18 protein-coding genes and 2 tRNA genes are annotated in these 17,440 nt (G+C 76.6%); 6 read left to right on the forward strand and 14 right to left on the reverse strand.

Features of this window, described 5'->3' with window-relative positions; translation table 11 throughout:
* Window positions 1–24: 24 nt before the first annotated feature.
* On the reverse strand, window positions 25–1,002 hold the full coding sequence (locus tag ACFUMH_RS06550) for a thiamine-phosphate kinase (RefSeq protein ID WP_378202229.1): 978 nt from the start codon (window positions 1,000–1,002) through the stop codon (window positions 25–27).
* A 125-nt stretch (window positions 1,003–1,127) separates the two neighbouring features.
* On the opposite strand from ACFUMH_RS06550, the gene ACFUMH_RS06555 reads away from it, so the two are divergent.
* Complete coding sequence (locus tag ACFUMH_RS06555) at window positions 1,128–1,595, forward strand: DUF3515 family protein (RefSeq protein ID WP_378202232.1); 468 nt, start codon at window positions 1,128–1,130, stop codon at window positions 1,593–1,595.
* Window positions 1,596–1,614: 19 nt separating this feature from the next.
* Here ACFUMH_RS06555 and ACFUMH_RS06560 read toward each other — a convergent pair whose 3' ends face one another.
* Window positions 1,615–2,781, reverse strand: coding sequence for a D-alanine--D-alanine ligase family protein (locus tag ACFUMH_RS06560; protein ID WP_378202234.1), 1,167 nt, complete (start codon window positions 2,779–2,781; stop codon window positions 1,615–1,617).
* Between the two features lie 62 nt (window positions 2,782–2,843).
* Here ACFUMH_RS06560 and ACFUMH_RS06565 point away from each other — a divergent pair, with 62 nt between their 5' ends.
* Window positions 2,844–4,070: a trans-sulfuration enzyme family protein gene (locus ACFUMH_RS06565; RefSeq protein WP_378202237.1), complete on the forward strand. Its 1,227-nt coding sequence runs from the start codon at window positions 2,844–2,846 to the stop codon at window positions 4,068–4,070.
* A 43-nt stretch (window positions 4,071–4,113) separates the two neighbouring features.
* Here the strand turns inward: ACFUMH_RS06565 and ACFUMH_RS06570 are convergent, their stop codons facing one another.
* The 6 genes from ACFUMH_RS06570 to leuC all read right to left on the reverse strand — a co-directional run bounded on the left by ACFUMH_RS06570 (window position 4,114) and on the right by leuC (window position 10,564).
* Window positions 4,114–5,172 carry an NAD(P)H-dependent glycerol-3-phosphate dehydrogenase gene (locus ACFUMH_RS06570; protein WP_378202240.1) on the reverse strand — a complete coding sequence of 353 codons (1,059 nt, stop codon included), beginning with the start codon at window positions 5,170–5,172 and terminating at the stop codon, window positions 4,114–4,116.
* Window positions 5,169–5,894, reverse strand: coding sequence for a lysophospholipid acyltransferase family protein (locus ACFUMH_RS06575; RefSeq protein WP_378202242.1), 726 nt, complete (start codon window positions 5,892–5,894; stop codon window positions 5,169–5,171). The genes ACFUMH_RS06570 and ACFUMH_RS06575 overlap by 4 nt, the downstream gene beginning before the upstream one ends.
* Window positions 5,895–6,061: 167 nt before the next feature.
* A complete protein-coding gene (gene murA / locus ACFUMH_RS06580; RefSeq protein ID WP_378202245.1) occupies window positions 6,062–7,393 on the reverse strand; it encodes a UDP-N-acetylglucosamine 1-carboxyvinyltransferase in 1,332 nt (443 codons plus the stop codon).
* A 137-nt stretch (window positions 7,394–7,530) separates the two neighbouring features.
* On the reverse strand, window positions 7,531–8,301 hold the full coding sequence (locus ACFUMH_RS06585) for an HU family DNA-binding protein (protein ID WP_378202248.1): 771 nt from the start codon (window positions 8,299–8,301) through the stop codon (window positions 7,531–7,533).
* A 100-nt stretch (window positions 8,302–8,401) separates the two neighbouring features.
* Window positions 8,402–9,070: a 3-isopropylmalate dehydratase small subunit gene (leuD, locus tag ACFUMH_RS06590; protein ID WP_378202251.1), complete on the reverse strand. Its 669-nt coding sequence runs from the start codon at window positions 9,068–9,070 to the stop codon at window positions 8,402–8,404.
* A gap of 27 nt (window positions 9,071–9,097) precedes the next feature.
* On the reverse strand, window positions 9,098–10,564 hold the full coding sequence (gene leuC, locus ACFUMH_RS06595) for a 3-isopropylmalate dehydratase large subunit (protein WP_378202255.1): 1,467 nt from the start codon (window positions 10,562–10,564) through the stop codon (window positions 9,098–9,100).
* A gap of 112 nt (window positions 10,565–10,676) precedes the next feature.
* Between leuC and ACFUMH_RS06600 the strand changes: the two genes are divergently transcribed.
* Window positions 10,677–11,396 (forward strand): IclR family transcriptional regulator, encoded by a 720-nt coding sequence (locus ACFUMH_RS06600; RefSeq protein ID WP_155376907.1) that lies wholly within the window; start codon window positions 10,677–10,679, stop codon window positions 11,394–11,396.
* Between the two features lie 252 nt (window positions 11,397–11,648).
* Here ACFUMH_RS06600 and ACFUMH_RS06605 read toward each other — a convergent pair.
* From ACFUMH_RS06605 to ACFUMH_RS06625, 5 genes are all read right to left on the reverse strand, one after another.
* Window positions 11,649–11,721 (reverse strand) — tRNA-Glu (locus ACFUMH_RS06605).
* A 138-nt stretch (window positions 11,722–11,859) separates the two neighbouring features.
* Window positions 11,860–11,931 (reverse strand) — tRNA-Gln (locus tag ACFUMH_RS06610).
* A gap of 185 nt (window positions 11,932–12,116) precedes the next feature.
* Window positions 12,117–12,575, reverse strand: coding sequence for a DUF6912 family protein (locus tag ACFUMH_RS06615; RefSeq protein ID WP_378202259.1), 459 nt, complete (start codon window positions 12,573–12,575; stop codon window positions 12,117–12,119).
* Between the two features lie 25 nt (window positions 12,576–12,600).
* Entirely contained in the window at window positions 12,601–13,833 is a 1,233-nt protein-coding gene (locus ACFUMH_RS06620; protein WP_378202262.1) for a CpaE family protein, read from the reverse strand.
* A 1-nt stretch (window position 13,834) separates the two neighbouring features.
* On the reverse strand, window positions 13,835–14,506 hold the full coding sequence (locus tag ACFUMH_RS06625; protein WP_378202265.1) for a hypothetical protein: 672 nt from the start codon (window positions 14,504–14,506) through the stop codon (window positions 13,835–13,837).
* Window positions 14,507–14,704: 198 nt separating this feature from the next.
* Here ACFUMH_RS06625 and ACFUMH_RS06630 point away from each other — a divergent pair, with 198 nt between their 5' ends.
* Window positions 14,705–14,932 carry a helix-turn-helix domain-containing protein gene (locus ACFUMH_RS06630; protein WP_378202268.1) on the forward strand — a complete coding sequence of 76 codons (228 nt, stop codon included), beginning with the start codon at window positions 14,705–14,707 and terminating at the stop codon, window positions 14,930–14,932.
* Window positions 14,933–14,993: 61 nt separating this feature from the next.
* Here the strand turns inward: ACFUMH_RS06630 and ACFUMH_RS06635 are convergent, their stop codons facing one another.
* Window positions 14,994–15,518, reverse strand: coding sequence for a hypothetical protein (locus ACFUMH_RS06635; protein WP_378202271.1), 525 nt, complete (start codon window positions 15,516–15,518; stop codon window positions 14,994–14,996).
* Between the two features lie 138 nt (window positions 15,519–15,656).
* Between ACFUMH_RS06635 and ACFUMH_RS06640 the strand changes: the two genes are divergently transcribed.
* Window positions 15,657–16,712: a LysM peptidoglycan-binding domain-containing protein gene (locus tag ACFUMH_RS06640; RefSeq protein ID WP_378202272.1), complete on the forward strand. Its 1,056-nt coding sequence runs from the start codon at window positions 15,657–15,659 to the stop codon at window positions 16,710–16,712.
* Entirely contained in the window at window positions 16,709–17,395 is a 687-nt protein-coding gene (locus tag ACFUMH_RS06645; RefSeq protein WP_378202275.1) for an Rv3235 family protein, read from the forward strand. Before ACFUMH_RS06640 ends, ACFUMH_RS06645 begins: the two co-directional genes overlap by 4 nt.
* The last annotated feature ends 45 nt before the right edge of the window (window positions 17,396–17,440 follow it).

The raw sequence follows: 17,440 nt of genomic DNA on the forward strand, positions 1-17,440 counted from the left end.
GGCACCCGCACGGCCCGGGGTGCCTCAGTCCCCGAAGTGGTCCCAGCCCACGGCGCCGGGCCGCGGCGGCCGGCCGTCGACGAGCACGAGCTCGTCGGCCCGGTCCCGCACCACGCCGACCGGCCGGAAGCCGTCGGGCAGGGGTGCGCCCGGGGGGAACGTGGCCAGCAGGCCGTGGTCCTCGCCGCCCGCGAGCAGCCAGTCCTCGACCGGCACGTCGAGCACGTCGGCCGCGGGCGTGAGGCGCGCGACGTCGTCGGCGAGCACCGTGCGCGGCGCACCGAGGTCGAGCGTCACGCCGCTGGCGCGCGCGAGGCGGCGTGCGTCGCGCAGCAGCCCGTCCGACACGTCGAGCATCGCGGTCGCCCCCGCGCGGGCGGCGGCGGGTCCCGCCGCGACGACGGGCTCCGGCGACCGGTAGGCGGCGACCAGGCCGGCGTCGACGTCCGTGCGGCCGGCCGCGAGGAGCGCCAGGCCCGCCCCCGACCACCCGCAGCGCCCGGCGAGCGCGAGGACGTCGCCCGGGCGGGCCCCGGTGCGGCGCACGGCCGTGCGCCCCTCGAGGTCGCCGTGCGCGGTGACCGCCACGACGAGGACGGGGCCCGACGACAGGTCGCCGCCGACAACGCCGACGTCCAGCGGCCGGCACGCGTCCCCGAGGCCCGCCGCCAGGCCCTCCACCCACGTCACGGGCGTCGTACCGGGCACGACGAGGCCGACGACGAGCGCGGTCGGCCGCGCGCCCATGGCGGCGACGTCCGCGAGGTTCTGCATGGCGGCGCGGCGGCCGACGTCGGCGCCGGTCGACCAGTCGCGCCGGAAGTGCACGTCCTCGACGAGGACGTCGCAGGTGACGACGACGCGTCCGTCGGGCGCGGCGACCACGGCCGCGTCGTCGCCGGGCGGCACGAGCGTGCGCGACCCGACGGGCAGGTGGGGGAAGATCCGGTCGAGCAGGTCCTGCTCGGCGAGGTCACGGACGAGGGTGCTCTCGGCGGCCACGCGCACACGCTAGACGGTCGCGCGCCCGCACCGCGCACGCGGTCGTGGGGCGACCGGGCCGACGCGGCGGCGACGGGCCGACGGTGCCGACGGGCCCGCCCACCGACGCCGGGTACCGTGGGGCCGTGCCACGCCGCCCCACCCCGCTCCTCGTCGCCGCGGCCGTGGTCACCCTCGCGGCGTGCGCCCCGACCGTCGCGGTCGACGTCGCCCCGTACGCCACCGACCCCGTGTGCGCGTCGGTCGTGCTGGCCCTGCCGCCGCAGCTGTCCGACGACCTCCCCCGCCTCGACACGGACGCTCAGGCGACGGCCGCGTGGGGACGCCCCGACGCGGCCGTCGTCCTGCGCTGCGGCGTGGAGCCGCTGGGCCCGACGACGGACCGCTGCCAGTCGGTCGAGACGCCGAACGGGCCGACGACCGACTGGGTCGTCGTCGAGGACGACGGCGACTGGACGTTCACCACGTACGGCCGGGTGCCGGCGGTCGAGGTGCGCGTGCCGGAGGCCGTCACGGAGTTCGCGACGACGTCGTTCGTCGACCTGCTCGGGCCGGCCGTCGCGCTGACCCGGCAGGAGCGGTCCTGCCTCTGACGCGACCGACGGACGCCGGTCAGCGCAGGCCGGTCGACCGCTCGAGCGCGAGCCCGACGAGCTCGTCCACGAGCTCGGGGTACGTCGTGCCCGTCGCCTCCCACATGCGCGGGTACATCGAGTAGGGCGTGAAGCCGGGCATCGTGTTGATCTCGTTGACCACGACCTCGTCGTCGGCCGTGACGAAGACGTCGACGCGCGCGAGGCCCTCGCACCCGACGGCGTCGAACGCCTGCACCGCGACCTCGCGCACGCGCGCGACGACGTCGTCCGGCAGGTCGGCGGGGCAGGAGAGCTGCACGCCGGCCTCGTCGAGGTACTTCGCCTCGAAGTCGTAGAAGGCGTGCCGCGCGTCCGTGACGACGATCTCGCCCGGCAGCGACGCGCGCGCGGGCGCCCCGCCCCGCCCGCCCAGCACGCCGCACTCGACCTCGCGGCCCACGATCGCGGCCTCGAGCACGACCTTGGGGTCGTGCCGGCGCGCCTCGGCGACAGCGGCCTCGAGCTGCGCCCGGTCGTCGACGCGCGAGATGCCCAGGCTCGACCCGGCGCGCGCGGGCTTGACGAACAGCGGCAGGCCGAGGTCGGCGACGACGGCGTCGAGCGCGGCCGCGTCGGCCGGCGCACCGCCGGGCAGCACGCGGAACGGCCCGACGCGCAGGCCCGAGCCCGCGAGCACGAGCTTCATCATGTGCTTGTCCATGCCGACCGCCGACGCGAGCACCCCCGAGCCCACGTAGCGCACGTCCGCGAGCTCGAGGAGCCCCTGCAGGGTGCCGTCCTCGCCGAACGGGCCGTGCAGCAGCGGGAAGACGACGTCGACGGCGCCGAGCGTGCGGGCGACGCGCCCGTCCTCGACGACCTGCACGTCGCGCTCGACGGTGCCCTGCGGCAGGACGACCCGCGTCGCCGTGTCCTCGACCTCGGGCAGCCGCCCGTCGCGGATGGCCCACCGGTCGGGGTCGTCGTCGGCGAGCACCCACTGGCCGGCACGCGTGATGCCGACGGCGACGACGTCGTACCGGTCGCGGTCGATCGCGCGCAGCACGCCGCCGGCCGTGGCACAGCTGATCGCGTGCTCGCCGGAGCGGCCGCCGAACAGCACCATGACCCGGGGCCGGCCACCTCCCCCGTCGGGGTGGCCGGTGGCCGTGGGATCCGTCGCGGGGGCTGTCGTGGCGTCCATCGCCGCCCGACCCTACCGGGCGCGCGCACGGACCGGGGCGCCGCGCGGGCTACCCTGCGCGGGTGGAACGCCCGTACGCCTCGTCGCACCCCGCCGCCCTCTCCCCCGACACGCTCGCCGTCAGCGCGGGCCGCCCCGCGCGCACCCCCGGCGCCGCCGTCAACCCCGCCGTCGTCCTGTCCTCGACGTACGTGTCGCAGGGCGAGCCGGTCGCCGGCGACCACCTGTACGCGCGCAGCGGCACCCCGACGTGGGAGCCCTTCGAGGAGGCCCTGGCCGCTCTCGAGCGCGCCGGGCACGCGGCCGCCGGCCGGGACGTCGACGGGCCGCCCGCGGTGGTCCTCGCCTCGGGCATGGCCGCGATCGCCGCGGTGCTCGCGCTCGTGCCCGTCGGCGGGCGGGTCGTCGTCCCCCGGCACGCGTACCAGGTGACGCTCGTCCTGCTGCGCGAGCTCGCCGAGCGCGGCGCGCTCACCGTCGACCTCGTCGACGTCGCCGACACCGAGGCGGTCGCCGCGGCGGTCCGCGGCGGCGGCGACGTGCCGCCCGCCGCGATGCTGTGGCTGGAGTCCCCGACCAACCCGATGCTCGAGGTCGCCGACCTGCCGGCCCTCGTCGCCGCCGCGCACGAGGTGGCCGCCCTCGTCGCCGTCGACAACACGTTCGCCACGCCGCTCGGCCAGCGGCCCCTCGCGGTCGGCGCGGACCTCGTCGTGCACTCGGTGACCAAGTACCTCGCCGGGCACTCCGACGTGGTGCTCGGCGCCGTCGTCACGGACGACCCCGCGCTGCACGCGCGCGTCGTCGCGCACCGCACGAACCACGGCGCGATCGCCGGCCCGTTCGAGGTGTGGCTCGCGCTGCGCGGGCTGCGCACGCTGGCCCTGCGCGTCGAGCGCTCGCAGCGCAGCGCGGCCGAGCTGGCCCGCCGCCTCGCCGCGCACCCCGCGGTCGTCGAGGTCCGCCACCCGAGCCTGCCCGACGACCCGGGGCACGCCCGTGCGACCGCCCAGATGGACGGCTACGGCTCGATCCTGGGGGTGCGGCCCGTCGGCGGCGCCGCGGGTGCCGACGCGTTCGTGGCGGCCGTGCGCCTGTGGGTGCCGGCGACGAGCCTCGGCGGCGTCGAGTCGACGCTCGAGCGGCGTCGGCGGTTCGCGACCGAGTCCCTCACCGTGCCCGAGGACCTCGTGCGCATGAGCGTCGGCATCGAGGACGTCGACGACCTGTGGGCGGACCTCGGGACGGCGCTCGACGCCGCGCAGCAGGTCGCGCGCGGCACCGCCTGACCGCGGTCGCGCGCCGTCGGGTCCGCGGCGGCGCGCGGTGCCGTCAGGACGCGGGCACGCCCTCCGCCACGACCCCCTCCGCCTTGACGCCCTCCGCCTTGTGCGGGCGCGCCAGCAGCAGACCGGCCAGCTGGTCCACGGGCAGCCCCTCGTGCAGCACCTGCACGACCGCCGCGGTGATCGGCATCTCGACGCCCAGCGACGTCGCGAGCTCCAGCACGGACCGGCACGACTTCACGCCCTCGGCGGTGCCGCCGGTCGCCACGATTGCGTCGTCGAGCGACATGCCGCGCCCGATGTGCACGCCGAGGGTGTGGTTGCGCGAGTCGGGCGACGCGCACGTGGCCATGAGGTCGCCCATGCCGGCGAGACCGGGGAAGGTGTCCGCGTCGGCGCCGAGGGCCAGGCCGAGCCGCGTGATCTCGACCAGCCCGCGCGTGATGACCGTCGCCATCGTGTTGTAGCCCATGCCGCGGCCCTGCGAGATGCCCACCGCGAGCGCGATGACGTTCTTGACGGCGCCGCACAGCTCGACCCCGACGACGTCGGGGTTCGTGTACGGGCGGAAGTACGACGACGCGCACGCCCGGGCCACCAGCCGGGCCGTCGCGTCGCTCGTCGAGGCGACCACGGTGGCCGTCGGCTGCCGCAGCGCGATCTCGCGGGCCAGGTTGGGGCCCGAGAGCACCGCCACCCGGTCCGCGGGCACCCGCAGGCTCTCGGCGACGACCTCGCTCATGCGCCGGTCGGTGTCGAGCTCGACACCCTTCATGAGCGAGACCACGACGGTCCGCGGCCCGATCGCGTCGGCGAGCGGGGACAGCACCTCGCGCGCCCGCTGCGACGGCACGGCGACCGCCACGACGTCCGCGCCGCGCAGCGCGGCGCGGGCGTCCTCGGTGGCGGTGACGCCCGCGGGCAGCTCGACGCCGGGCAGGTAGCGGCTGTTGCGGCGCTCGGCGGCGATCTCCCGCACGGTCGCGGCGTCGCGGCCCCACACCGTCACGGTGCAGCCGGCGTCGGCCAGGACGGCCGCGAAGGTCGTCCCCCAGCTGCCCGACCCGAGCACGGCCGCGTGCAGCGGCGCGTCGACGGCCGTCACGCGGCGTCCCCGCCCCGCGACCGCCGCATGTCGAACGGCTCGGCGGGCGCCTGCTCGCCGCGGACCTGCTCGAGCTGCGCGGTGATCGCCGCCATCACGCGGCGCGTCGCCTCGCGGAGCGTGGCGGTGTCCTGCGGGCGGTCGTACAGGTCCGAGAGGTCCACCGGCGGTCCCGCGACGACCGTCACCTTCTTGCGCGGGACGGGCCTCAGCACCTTGCCGTAGCGGGCCAGCAGGTCCTGCGGGCCCCACTGCGCGATCGGGATGACGGGCGCCCGCGTGGTGAGGGCGAGGCGGGCCACGCCCGTGCGCGCCACCATCGGCCACAGGTCCGGGTCGCGCGTCAGCGTGCCCTCGGGGAACACGGCCACGCACTCCCCGTCGGCGAGCGCCGCGACGGCCGCGCGCAGCGAGTCCCCCGCCGACGACGTCTCCCGGTGCACCGGGATCTGGCCGGTCGCACGCAGCGCCGGGCCGACGACCGGCACGGAGAACAGCGACGCCTTCGCGAGGATGCGCGGCACGTGCCCGTGGTCCCACAGGTAGTGCGCCAGCGTCAGCGGGTCGACCTCGGTCATGTGGTTCGACGCCGCGATGAAGCCGCGGTCCGTCGGCAGGTGCTCACCGCCGTGCCAGTCGGCGCGGGTGGTGGAGAAGAGGAAGGGCCGCACGATGCGCGCGACGGTGCGGTAGGCACGGTTGGAACGCAGCGGCGACGGCACGGGCAGATCGTAGCCGCCGCCCGCACGGGGTCCGCCGACGCGCCCACGTCGCGGCGCCGGGACGCGGGGTCGCACGCGCTCCCGGGTCGGACGTGCCGTCGCCGGACGCGCGCGGGGCCGGCCGCGCGAGCGACCGGCCCCGTGGGTGCCTGCGGGTGCGGGCTGCGTCAGCGCGTGGAGACCTGCTCCCGGCTGAACTGCGCGCCCAGCGCGTCGAGCTTCTCCGTGAAGCGCTCGTAGCCGCGGTCGATGAGGCTGATGCCGCGGACGGCCGACGTGCCCTTGGCCGTCAGCGCGGCGATGAGGTGGCTGAACCCGCCGCGCAGGTCCGGCACCTCGATCTCCGCCGCGGACAGCGGCGTGGGGCCCGAGATGACGGCCGAGTGGTAGAAGTTCCGCTGCCCGAACCGGCAGGGCCGCCCGCCGAGGCACTCCTTGTAGACCTGGATGGTCGCGCCCATGCCGACGAGCGCGTCGACGAAGCCGAAGCGGTTCTCGTACACCGTCTCGTGCACGATCGACAGGCCGCGGGCCTGCGTCAGCGCCACGACGAGCGGCTGCTGCCAGTCGGTCATGAACCCCGGGTGCACGTCGGTCTCGAGCTGGATCGAGCTCAGGTCGCCGCCCGGGTGGAAGAACCGGATGCCGTCGTCGTCGATCGTGAACTCGCCGCCGACCTTGCGGAACGTGTTGAGGAACGTCGTCATCTCGGGCTGCGTCGCACCCCGGACGTACACGTCGCCGCCCGTGGCCAGCGCCGCGGACGCCCACGAGGCGGCCTCGATGCGGTCGGACAGCGCGGTGTGCTGGAACCCGACGAGGCGGTCCACGCCCTCGATGCGGATCACGCGGTCCGTCGCGACGGAGATGATCGCGCCCATCTTCTGCAGCACGTTGATGAGATCCATGATCTCGGGCTCGATCGCGGCGTTCGACAGCTCCGTGATGCCCTCGGCCCGCACCGCGGTCAGCAGGAGCTGCTCGGTGGCACCCACGCTCGGGTACGGCAGCGCGATCTTCGTGCCCTGCAGCCGGCGCGGCGCGCGGATGTGGATGCCGTTGTCCGTCTTGTCCACGACGGCGCCGAACTGGCGCAGGATGTCGAGGTGGTAGTTGATCGGCCGGTCGCCGATCCGGCAGCCGCCCAGGTCGGGGATGAACGCCTCGCCGAGGCGGTGCAGCAGCGGGCCGCAGAACAGGATCGGGATGCGGCTCGATCCCGCGTGCGCGTCGATGTCCGCGACGTGCGCCTGCTCGACGTCCGTCGGGTCGAGGCGCAGCACGCCGCCCTCGGCATCGGCGTCCACGCGGACGCCGTGCAGCTCCAGCAGACCCGTGACGACGGCCACGTCGCGGATCTGCGGCACGTTGCGCAGCTCGCTCGGGGTCTCGCCCAGGAGCGCGGCCACCATCGCCTTGGAGACGAAGTTCTTGGCTCCGCGGACGGTGATCTCTCCGCGCAGCGGGTTGCCACCGTCGACGTACAGCAGGTCGGTCATGGTCACATGCTCCCCTACGCGGGACCCGTGCCCGGCCACGACGGTGGCGCGGCGCCGGGTCCTCGCGAAACTCTCACATTCGTGGCAGGGCTCCGGGTCGGGCACGCGGGGCGCCCGGGTGGCAGGCGAGCTGCGGACTAGCGCGCGGCCGTCGCGCGCGCGGTCGTGGACCCGGCGCGGGCCTTCGCCGCGGCGCCGGTCTTCTTGCCGTGCTTCGCGGAGCCGGGCTTCTTGCCGGCCCTGGCGGCTTCGGCCTTCGTGCCGCTCTTCACGGCCTCGGCCTTCTTGCCCGTCTTCGCGGAGTCGGTCTTCTTGCCGCTCTTCGCGACCTCGGCCTTCTTGCCGGTCTTCACGACCTCGGCCTTCTTGCCCGTCTTCGCGGAGTCGGTCTTCTTGCCGCTCTTCGCGACCTCGGCCTTCTTGCCGGTCGTCAGCGCGCTGTCGGCCCTCGTGCCGGCCTTCGCGGCCGCCTTCCGCTCCTTCTTGCCCTGCTTCCCCACCGTCGCGGGCGTGTCGACGACCGCCACCGCCCGCGGGCTCCCCGCCGCGCCGGCCGTCGACGACGGCGCACCACCCGGGGACGCGCCGGACGCGCCGGCGGTGGCGGACGTGCCGGCGTCGTGCCCGGCGACCGCGGCGCGCAGGCCGGCGCCCGGCCGGAACCGCGTGACGGTCGTGGCGGCCACGCGGACCGTCTCGCCGGTCCGCGGGTTCCGGGCGGACCGTTCGGGCCTGGCGACGGGTTCGAAGGTCCCGAAGCCGGTCAGGGTGACGCGCTCACCCGCGACGAGCGCCGCGGTGATCTCCGCGAGCACCGCCTCGACCGCCTCCGACGCCCGCGTGCGCGTGCCGCCGCCGTCGGCGGTCCGCGCCGCCACCCGCTCCACGATCTCGTGCTTGCCCGCCATGTCCGACGCTCCTCCCGGACCCGTGCGCTCAGCGCGCCTGGTGGCCACCGTAGCGGGCGGGTCCGGGAGGGGGCGCGGACGCGCCGTTCGACCGTGCGGCTCAGGCCAGCCGCGTCGAGCCGAGCTCCACACCGACCACGGGGCGCGCGGGGCGCACCTCGACGGGCGGCAGGTGCTTGGCGGGCAGCGTCCGCGGGCGCCACGGCTCGCGGCGCTCCTCGAACGCGGTGATCTCGTCGACGTGCTGCAGCGTGAGGCCGATGTCGTCGAGGCCCTCCATCAGGCGCCAGCGCGTGTAGTCGTCGACCTGGAAGCGCACCACGACGTCGTCGGCCGTGACGGTGCGGGCCTCGAGGTCGACGGTCACCTCGGTGCCCGGCCGCGTCTCGAGGACCTTCCACAGCAGCTCGACGTCCTCCTGCGCGACCTGCGCCGCGAGCAGGCCCTGCTTGCCCGAGTTGCCGCGGAAGATGTCCGCGAACCGCGACGCGATCACGACCCGGAACCCGTAGTCCTTGAGCGCCCACACGGCGTGCTCGCGCGACGAGCCCGTGCCGAAGTCCGGGCCGGCCACGAGCACCGAGCCGGCGCGGTACGCGTCCTGGTTGAGGACGAAGGCCGGGTCGCCGCGCCAGGCCGCGAACAGCGCGTCCTCGAAGCCCGTGCGGGTGACGCGCTTCAGGTAGACGGCCGGGATGATCTGGTCCGTGTCGACGTTGCTGCGCCGCAGCGGGACGCCGACGCCGGTGTGCTGGGTGAACTTCTCCATGACGGTGGTCCTGTTCGGTGCGGGGCGTCAGGCGGACTGGAGGGCGGCGTCGGTGCGCACGAGCGGGCTGCCGTCGGGCACGGGGACGTCGGGGCCGAGGTCCGCGACGGACGACAGCGTGCCGCGGATGGCGGTCGCGGCGGCGACGAGCGGCGAGACGAGGTGCGTGCGGCCGCCCTTGCCCTGCCGACCCTCGAAGTTGCGGTTCGACGTCGACGCCGAGCGCTCCCCCGGCGCGAGCTGGTCGGGGTTCATGCCCAGGCACATCGAGCAGCCGGCGTTGCGCCACTCGGCGCCGAAGTCGAGGAAGATCCGGTCGAGCCCCTCGGCCTCGGCCTGCAGGCGCACGCGCGCCGAGGACGGCACGACGAGCACGCGCACGTCGTCGGCCTTCCTGCGGCCCTCGACGACCTTGGCGACCGCGCGCAGGTCCTCGATGCGGCCGTTCGTGCAGGAGCCGATGAAGACCGTGTCGACGGGGATGGAGCGCAGCGGCTGGCCCGGCGTGAGGCCCATGTACTCGATCGCGCGCTCGGCGGCCACGCGCTCGTTCTCGTCGGCGATCTCCTCCGGCACCGGGACCGAGCCCGACAGCGGCAGACCCTGCCCGGGGTTGGTGCCCCACGTGACGAACGGCTCCAGGTCGGCCGCCTCGAGCACGACCTCGGCGTCGAACACCGCGTCGTCGTCGGTGCGCAGCGTGCGCCAGTACTCGACGGCGGCGTCCCAGTCGGCCCCCTCGGGCGCGTGCGGGCGGCCCTTGAGGTACTCGAACGTCGTCTCGTCGGGCGCGATCATGCCGGCGCGGGCGCCGGCCTCGATCGACATGTTGCAGATCGTCATGCGGCCCTCCATCGAGAGGGACCGGATCGCCTCGCCGCGGTACTCGAGCACGTAGCCCTGCCCGCCGCCCGTGCCGATCTTCGCGATGATGGCGAGGATGATGTCCTTCGCCGTCGCCCCCGGCGGCAGCTGACCGTCGACGGTGATCGCCATGGTCCTGAACGGCGCGAGCGGCAGCGTCTGCGTCGCCAGCACGTGCTCGACCTCGCTCGTCCCGATGCCGAACGCCAGTGCGCCGAACGCGCCGTGCGTCGAGGTGTGCGAGTCGCCGCAGACGACCGTCAGGCCCGGCTGCGTGAGCCCGAGCTGCGGGCCGACCTGGTGCACGATGCCCTGGTCCGCGTCGCCCAGGGAGTGGATGCGGACGCCGAACTCCGCGGCGTTGCGGCGCAGCGTCTCGATCTGCGTGCGGCTCGTCGTGTCCGCGATGGGGCGGTCGATGTCGAGCGTCGGGGTGTTGTGGTCCTCGGTCGCGATCGTGAGGTCCGGGCGGCGCAGCGGGCGGCCCGCGAGCCGCAGCCCCTCGAAGGCCTGCGGGCTCGTCACCTCGTGGACCAGGTGGAGGTCGATGTACAGCAGGTCGGGCGCACCGTCCGTGCCGCGGCGCACGACGTGCGCGTCCCAGACCTTCTCCGCCAGCGTGCCGGCCATCTCGTCAGTTCCTCTCCTCCGGGCGGGGGTCCCGGTTCGTCGTGGCCCGGCGTTCGGGCCCTGTCTCGCGCGCCGTCTTGCATCTCAGCCTGCGAGACGTCAATATCGACCTATGGACAACTCTAGCGGAGTCGGCGTCCTGGACAAGGCCGCGTCGGTGCTGAGCGCTCTCGAGGCCGGTCCGGCGACCCTCGCACAGCTCGTCGCGGCGACCCATCTGGCGCGCCCCACCGCCCACCGCCTCGCCGTCGCACTCGAGCACCACCGGCTCGTGGCACGCGACCTGCAGGGCCGTTTCATCCTCGGACCGCGCCTGTCCGAGCTCTCGACGGCCGCCGGCGAGGACCGCCTGCTGGCTGCCGCGGGCCCCGTCCTCGCGCTGCTGCGCGACCACACCGGCGAGAGCGCGCAGCTGTACCGCCGGCAGGGCGACCAGCGCATCTGCGTCGCCGCCGCCGAGCGTCCCATCGGGCTGCGCGACTCGATCCCGGTCGGCGCGACGCTGACGATGCAGGCCGGTTCCGCCGCCCAGGTGCTGCTCGCGTGGGAGGAGCCCGACCGGCTGCACCGCGGGCTGCAGGGTGCGAAGTTCACCGCCACCATCCTCTCCGGCGTGCGGCGCCGCGGGTGGGCGCAGTCGGTCTCCGAGCGCGAGGTCGGCGTGGCGTCGGTCTCCGCGCCCGTCCGGGGCCCGTCCGGCCGCGTCGTCGCGGCCGTCTCCGTGTCCGGGCCGCTCGAGCGCCTGTCGCGCCAGCCCGGCCGGCTGCACGCGGCCGCCGTCGTGTCCGCCGCGAACCGCCTCACCGAGGTGCTGCGCCGCACCGCGGACTGACGCAGCGGCACCGCCGCAGCACCGTCGCCGCTCCCCTCGACGCCCCGGTCCGCGCGACCGGGGCGTCGTGCTGCCCGCGGACGGCACCGGCCGTCGCGGACGACGCAGCACCCCGACGACACCGCCCCGACGACACCGCACCTCGACGACGCACGCCGCGACGATGCAGGCGGGCACGACGCAGGCGGGCACGACGCAGGCGGGCACGACGCAGCGAGGCCCGGCCACCTGATGGTGACCGGGCCTCGTCTGTACCCCCGACCGGATTCGAACCGGCGCTACCGCCGTGAGAGGGCGGCGTGCTAGGCCGCTACACAACGGGGGCCTTGCGCACAACCCGTGGGCTGTGTGCCGAGTGAACACTCTACCCGACATCCCGTCCGAGTCGAAAACTCGGGCCGGAGCCGGGTCCGCCGCGTACGACGGGTGTCCGAGCCGCTCGCGGATGACTCCGTGAGCTGCGCTGGGGTACCAGGACTCGAACCTAGACTAACTGAACCAGAATCAGTCGTGCTGCCAATTACACCATACCCCATGGCCTGTGACCTGCACCGATACCGTCTCCGGGCCCCGATGCGGACATCGGGACGGGTGCTGTCGCAGAGTTCCGGTGCCGCACCCGTGGGTGCCGCACCGGCAGTGGACACTACCCGAGCGACGGCCGGTCGGTCCAACCGGTCACGGCTCCGGGCGGTGCGGGACGGCCGTTCGTGACCGACCTCACCCGCGCGGGATGTCCAGGACCTCGGTCACGTCGTACCAGAGCAGGTCCCGCTCCTCGAGGCGCTCCAGCGCCTCCTCGTCGCCGTCGGCGGCCGCGGCGACGTCCGGCACGGCCTCCGGCTCGTCGACGTGGATGCTCGCGACCTGCTCCAGGGCCACCCCGCACACGACCTCGACCGCCGACGGCACGGTGGTGGTCGACGGGGCGGTGACGCACGCGTCGGGGACGTCGGCGGCGACGACGACCCGCAGGCGCGGCGCGGCCGGGCGACCCGCGAGCAGCACGAGGCTCCCGTCGGCGGCGCTCGCCTGCGCGGCGTACTCCCAGCCCTCCTCTTCCTCCTCCGCCCACGCGGAGCGCAGGGCGGCGGTGACGGCGTGGGCCGGGCGGGGGGCGAGGAGGACCGGGGCGGTGTCCTGCAGCTCGTCGAGGGTCACGGGAAGGTAGACGCGCACGCACACAGTGTGCCGTCCACGGGCGTCACGCGACGGTCGTGCGCGCCTCCGCACCGACCGTCGTCGCGACCTCCGCGGCCAGCGCGGCCAGGCCGCGACGCGCCGGCGAGCCCGGCGCGACCTCCCGCAGCGCCCGCCCCTCGAGCAGCGCCGCGTCGGCCGCCGCACGGTCGTCGGGGACGAGCGCCACGTCGTGCACCCCGGCGTACCGTGCCAGCGCGGCGGCGACCGACTCCGCCGGGCGGGGACCCGCCACGGTGGGCCGCAGCCGGTTGACGACGACGCGCCGCGTCACCGCGAGGCCCTTCTCGGACGCGTCCCCCAGCGCACGGACGAGCCGCTGGACGCCCACCGGGTCGGCGGCGCCGACGACGAGCACGAGGTCCGCCTGCTCGAGCGCCGTCAGGGTGGCCGCGTTGCGCACGGGCGCGCGCGTGTCGTAGCTGAGCACCTCGTCCTGCTCGATCGCGAAGCCGGTGTCCACCACGGTGACGTCGGCGAGGCCGCGGGCGACGCGCAGGACCTCCTCCAGCGACGACCCGGGCAGCTCGGGCCACCGGTCCGCGCGCGCGACGCCCGAGAGCAGCCGCAGTCGCGGCAGCACGACGGGAGCCAGCCGCGCGAGCGTCGGGAGGTCGAGCGCCCCCTGACCGGCGGCGCGCGCCGCGGCGGCGAGCCCCGGCGACTCGTCCAGCACGCCGAGGACCTGCGCGACGACGCCGCCGTAGGTGTCGGCGTCGACGAGCAGGACGTCGAGGCCCAGCGCGGCGAGTTCCGCGGCGACGTTGACCGCGACGAACGTGCGCCCCGGCGCCCCGGTCGGCCCCCACACCGCCACGGTCGCGCCGGGTCGGCTCACGGGTACCGGGTCGGGGGCCGCGGCGGGGCGCGCCGGCGCGTCGCCCGCGAGCACGCCGAGGGCGTCCCGCACGACCGCGTCGGCGTCGGCCGGCACGTCGACCACCAGGTCCGCGCCGTGCGCCGCGAGGCGCTCGGCGAGCCACGGGCGCGTCGGGTCGCCCAGACCGACGACGCGCACGCCGCAGCGGTGCAGGACCGCCACCGCCTCCCGGTCGAGCCGTTCGAGGTCCGCCGACACGACCGCGAGGCCCCCGAGGCCCGCCTCGGCGGCGGCGAGCAGCTCGGTGAGGTCGGCGCAGCGGCGGGTGACGGACAGGCGGCCGCCCGACCCCTCCACCGCCTGCACGATCGCCGACTCCGCGGCGCCCTGGACCGCGCACAGCACACCGACGCCCACGTCAGCCCCCGCTGCCCGGCACGGGCACGACGTCGACCACGCCGTCGCCGGCGAGCGCGGCCAGCACCGCGGGCAGGTCGTCGGTCGGCACCAGCACGTGGACCGTGCGGCTGCCGCCCGTGCCGAACGCGCCGTCGGGCGCGCTGACCTCCGCGACCGTCAGCGCCGAGGAGAGCTGGCGGGGCGCGGCGTCGGCCGGCGCGGCGTCGGTGGCCGCGTCCGCACCGGACGGCGTCCACCAGACGTCGACCGACGCACCCGCGACGAGGCCGCGCGACGCCGGACCGGCCAGGGGCACCGCCACCGGCCGCACCGCGAGCGCGTCCGCCGAGCCGACGGCGGCCAGCGGCACGAGCTCGCCCGCGTCGACCGTCCGGAGCACCACGCGGTCCGGCGGCAGGTCCGCGTCGGCGCGCAGGTAGCGGTCCGCCGCGGCGCCCAGGCGCACGTCCGCGAGCACGAGGTCGTCCGGACCCAGCGCGTCACCCGGTGCGAGCACGTCGCGCGCGACCCACACGGGCACCGTCCGCTGGGCGGCGCCGACGGCCCAGCTGCCGAGCGCGACCGACCCGGCGATCAGCACGAGGCCGACGAGCAGGCGCGGGTCTCGCCAGCCGGGGCGGCGCAGCCGCACCGCGGTCGGTGCGGGGAGGTCGAGCACGGTGGTGTCCACGGGGTCTCCACGGGAGGACGGGGCGGGCGGTACGGGTCAGCGGCGCTACGGGTCAGCGGCGGTACGGGTCAGCGGCGGTACGGGTCGGCGGCGGTGCGGGCGAGCCGAGTGTGGCGCACCGCGGGACCGGCGCGGCGGGCGCCGGGCGGGGCCTGTGGACGACGGGGCGGGCGCTGCCCTGCGTGCCAGACTGCCGCCATGGCCCCGCGGTTCCTGACGCTCGCCGACGTGTCCGAGATCCTCAACGTCTCGGCGCCCCAGGCGTACGCCCTGGTGCGCTCCGGCGAGCTGCCGGCGATCCAGATCGGCGGACGTCTGCAGTGGCGCGTCGAGGCGACGGAGCTGGAGAGGTACATCGAGCGCATGTACGAGCAGACCCGCGCACGCAACGCGCACGCGAGCACCCCCGGCGACGCGCCCGGCTGACCCTGTCCCGCGGACGGCTCCGTCCCCCGCCGGCCGCCGCGCGGGCGGCCGCCTCGCCGGCTCATGCGGACACGACCGCGCAGAGGGCGCCGAACGTGACCGTCGACCACCCCGACCCGGCGGCGTCGGGCGTCACGTCGACGTGGTCCGCCCCCACGCGCTCGACGCGCCCGGTGAGCATCCCGCCGCGGGTCCGCACGGTCACCGTGGCGCGGTCTCGGGCGAGCGCGCGCAGCACGTGAGCCAGCCCCAGCCTGCTCTCCACGCGCCCGGCCGGCGGCGCGACCGCGACCGGCAGACCTGACACGACGTCGAGCGCAGTCAGGGGGACGACGGCACGGCGGTGGCCGGCCACGCCGAGCAGCAGCCAGTCCGTCCCGGCGTCGACGACCTCACCCTCGAGCGGCTCTCCGCCGTCGGCGAGACGTACCCGCACGCGCGCACCCACGGCGGCGCGCAGCCGGTCCACGAGCCCGACCTGCGCCCGCTCCGCGCGGACGAGGTCCGCGACGTCCCAGCGCCCCTGCTCGGCCGCGCCGGCGGCCAGCTGGCCCTCGAGGTCGGCGAACAGCCGCTCCCACCGCATGCGCGGACGGTAACGCCCCGTCGACGAGGGCCCGCGCGAGCGCCACAGATCGGACATCTGTGGACAGACGACGCGCACATCGGTACACCTAGGGCACTCTTCCTGCATCAAACGACATCAAACTGCACGATCACGAGGATGCCGATGACCCGCCCCACGTCCCGTCCGCCCACCGGCTCGTCCGGCCGGACCACCGTGCTCGCGACGATGCTGCTGGTGGGCGGGCTCCTCGCGACCGCCGTCGCCGTGCTCGCCGCCACCCACGCCCTGCCTGCCCTCCTCGCGCCGCCGCTGCGGCGCGTGGACGGGACCGTCGCGGCGGCCGTGCTCCTCGTCGGCGCCCTCGCCGCCGCGTGGATCGGCGCGACCGCCGTCCTCGCCGGGGCGTGCGCCCTGGTGCGGGCGGGCGGACGCGCCTGGAGCCGCGGCGAGGCCGTCGTGCGCCGGTGCGCCCCGGCGGTGGTCCGCAGGGCCCTCACCGTCGCGGTCGTCGCCGCCGTGGGGGTGGGCACCGCGACCGGCGCCCACGCCGCGCCGGCCGGCGGCGCCGGCACCGCGGTCGCCGAGGGCGGCGTCGTCCTGGACGTCACGGACCTCGGCTGGGCACCCACCTCCGCGGCGCCCGCGGCCGACGGTCCGGCGACGGGGGCCACCCCCGGTCCGCAGGGCGCGCACGACGCGCCCGCCGCCGCGACCGCGCGTGCTGATGGCGGCGCCGACGACGCCGGACCCGACCACGCCGGCGCAGCGGCCCCGGCCACGTCGCTCCCGGCGACGCCGGCCGCCGACGACGCCGCGTCGCCCGTCCCGCCACCGACGGACGCCTCGCACGCCGCACCCGCCGCCGGGCGCGGGTCCTCCGTGCCCGCTGCCCACGCCGCCGCGTCGGCGACGTCCTCCCCGGTCGGCACGCCGGCCGCCGCGGAGCCGGCCGCCGCGGAGCCGGCAGGCGCGGGTCAGGCCGCCGAGGTGGCCGCCGGCACGTCGACCGGCACGGTCGTCGTCCAGCCGGGCGACACCCTCTGGGCGGTCGCGGCGCGCCACCTCGGGCCGGACGCGTCCGACGCCGCCGTCGCCGCGGCCTGGCCCGCCTGGTACGCGGCGAACGCCGCGACCGTGGGCCCCGACCCCGACCTCATCCGCCCCGGCCAGGTGCTCGTCGTGCCGGCCGACGCCGACGGGAGCTCCCGATGACCACGCTGCTGCACGACGCCGAGCCGACCGGGGTGGAGGCGGTGCTCCACCGCCTGCGTCCCGCCCGCACGACCCTGACCCCCGTGCCCGCGGCGACCGACGCGGCCCGGGACGCGGCTGACCCCGCCCCGACGCCGACCCCCGCGCCGGCATCGGTGCCGGCGCCGGCGCCGACACCGGCGCCGATCCTCCGCGCCCCGCGCCTGCGGCTCGTGCCCGCCGTCCCGCCGGAGCCGCGCCCCCGCGCCGAGCGGCCCCTCGGGGCGCCGCCGAGCCTCGCGGAGCGCGTGCGGCTGGTCGTCAGCGACCGGGCACTGGTGGCGGACGCTGCCGACGAGGAGCCCGGGCCGGAGCCCGCCGTGGACGCCGGCCGCTTCGCGCACGGGGTCGGGCTGGCGTGCGTCGAGGTGGTGCTCGGCCGCCGCCCGTGGGGTCAGCTCGCCCGGTGGCTCGCGCCCGGGGTCCTCGTCGCCGTGCAGGAACGCGCGGCGCTCGCCCGGCGTGCGGGCGTCCCGACACCGCCGCGCCGCCCGCAGGTGCGCCGCGTCCGCGTGTGCGCGGTGAACGCCCGCACCGCCGAGGCGTGCCTCGTCGTCGACGACGGCGCACGCGTGCGGGCGGTGGCGCTGCGCCTGGAGGCGCACCGTGGCGGCTGGCGTGTCACCACCCTGGAGATCGGCTGACGTGGCCCGGACGCCGCCGGCGCCCGTCCGCGGTGTGCGGACTGT

This window comes from Cellulomonas sp. NPDC057328 (assembly GCF_042667215.1).
Lineage (GTDB): Bacteria > Actinomycetota > Actinomycetes > Actinomycetales > Cellulomonadaceae > Cellulomonas.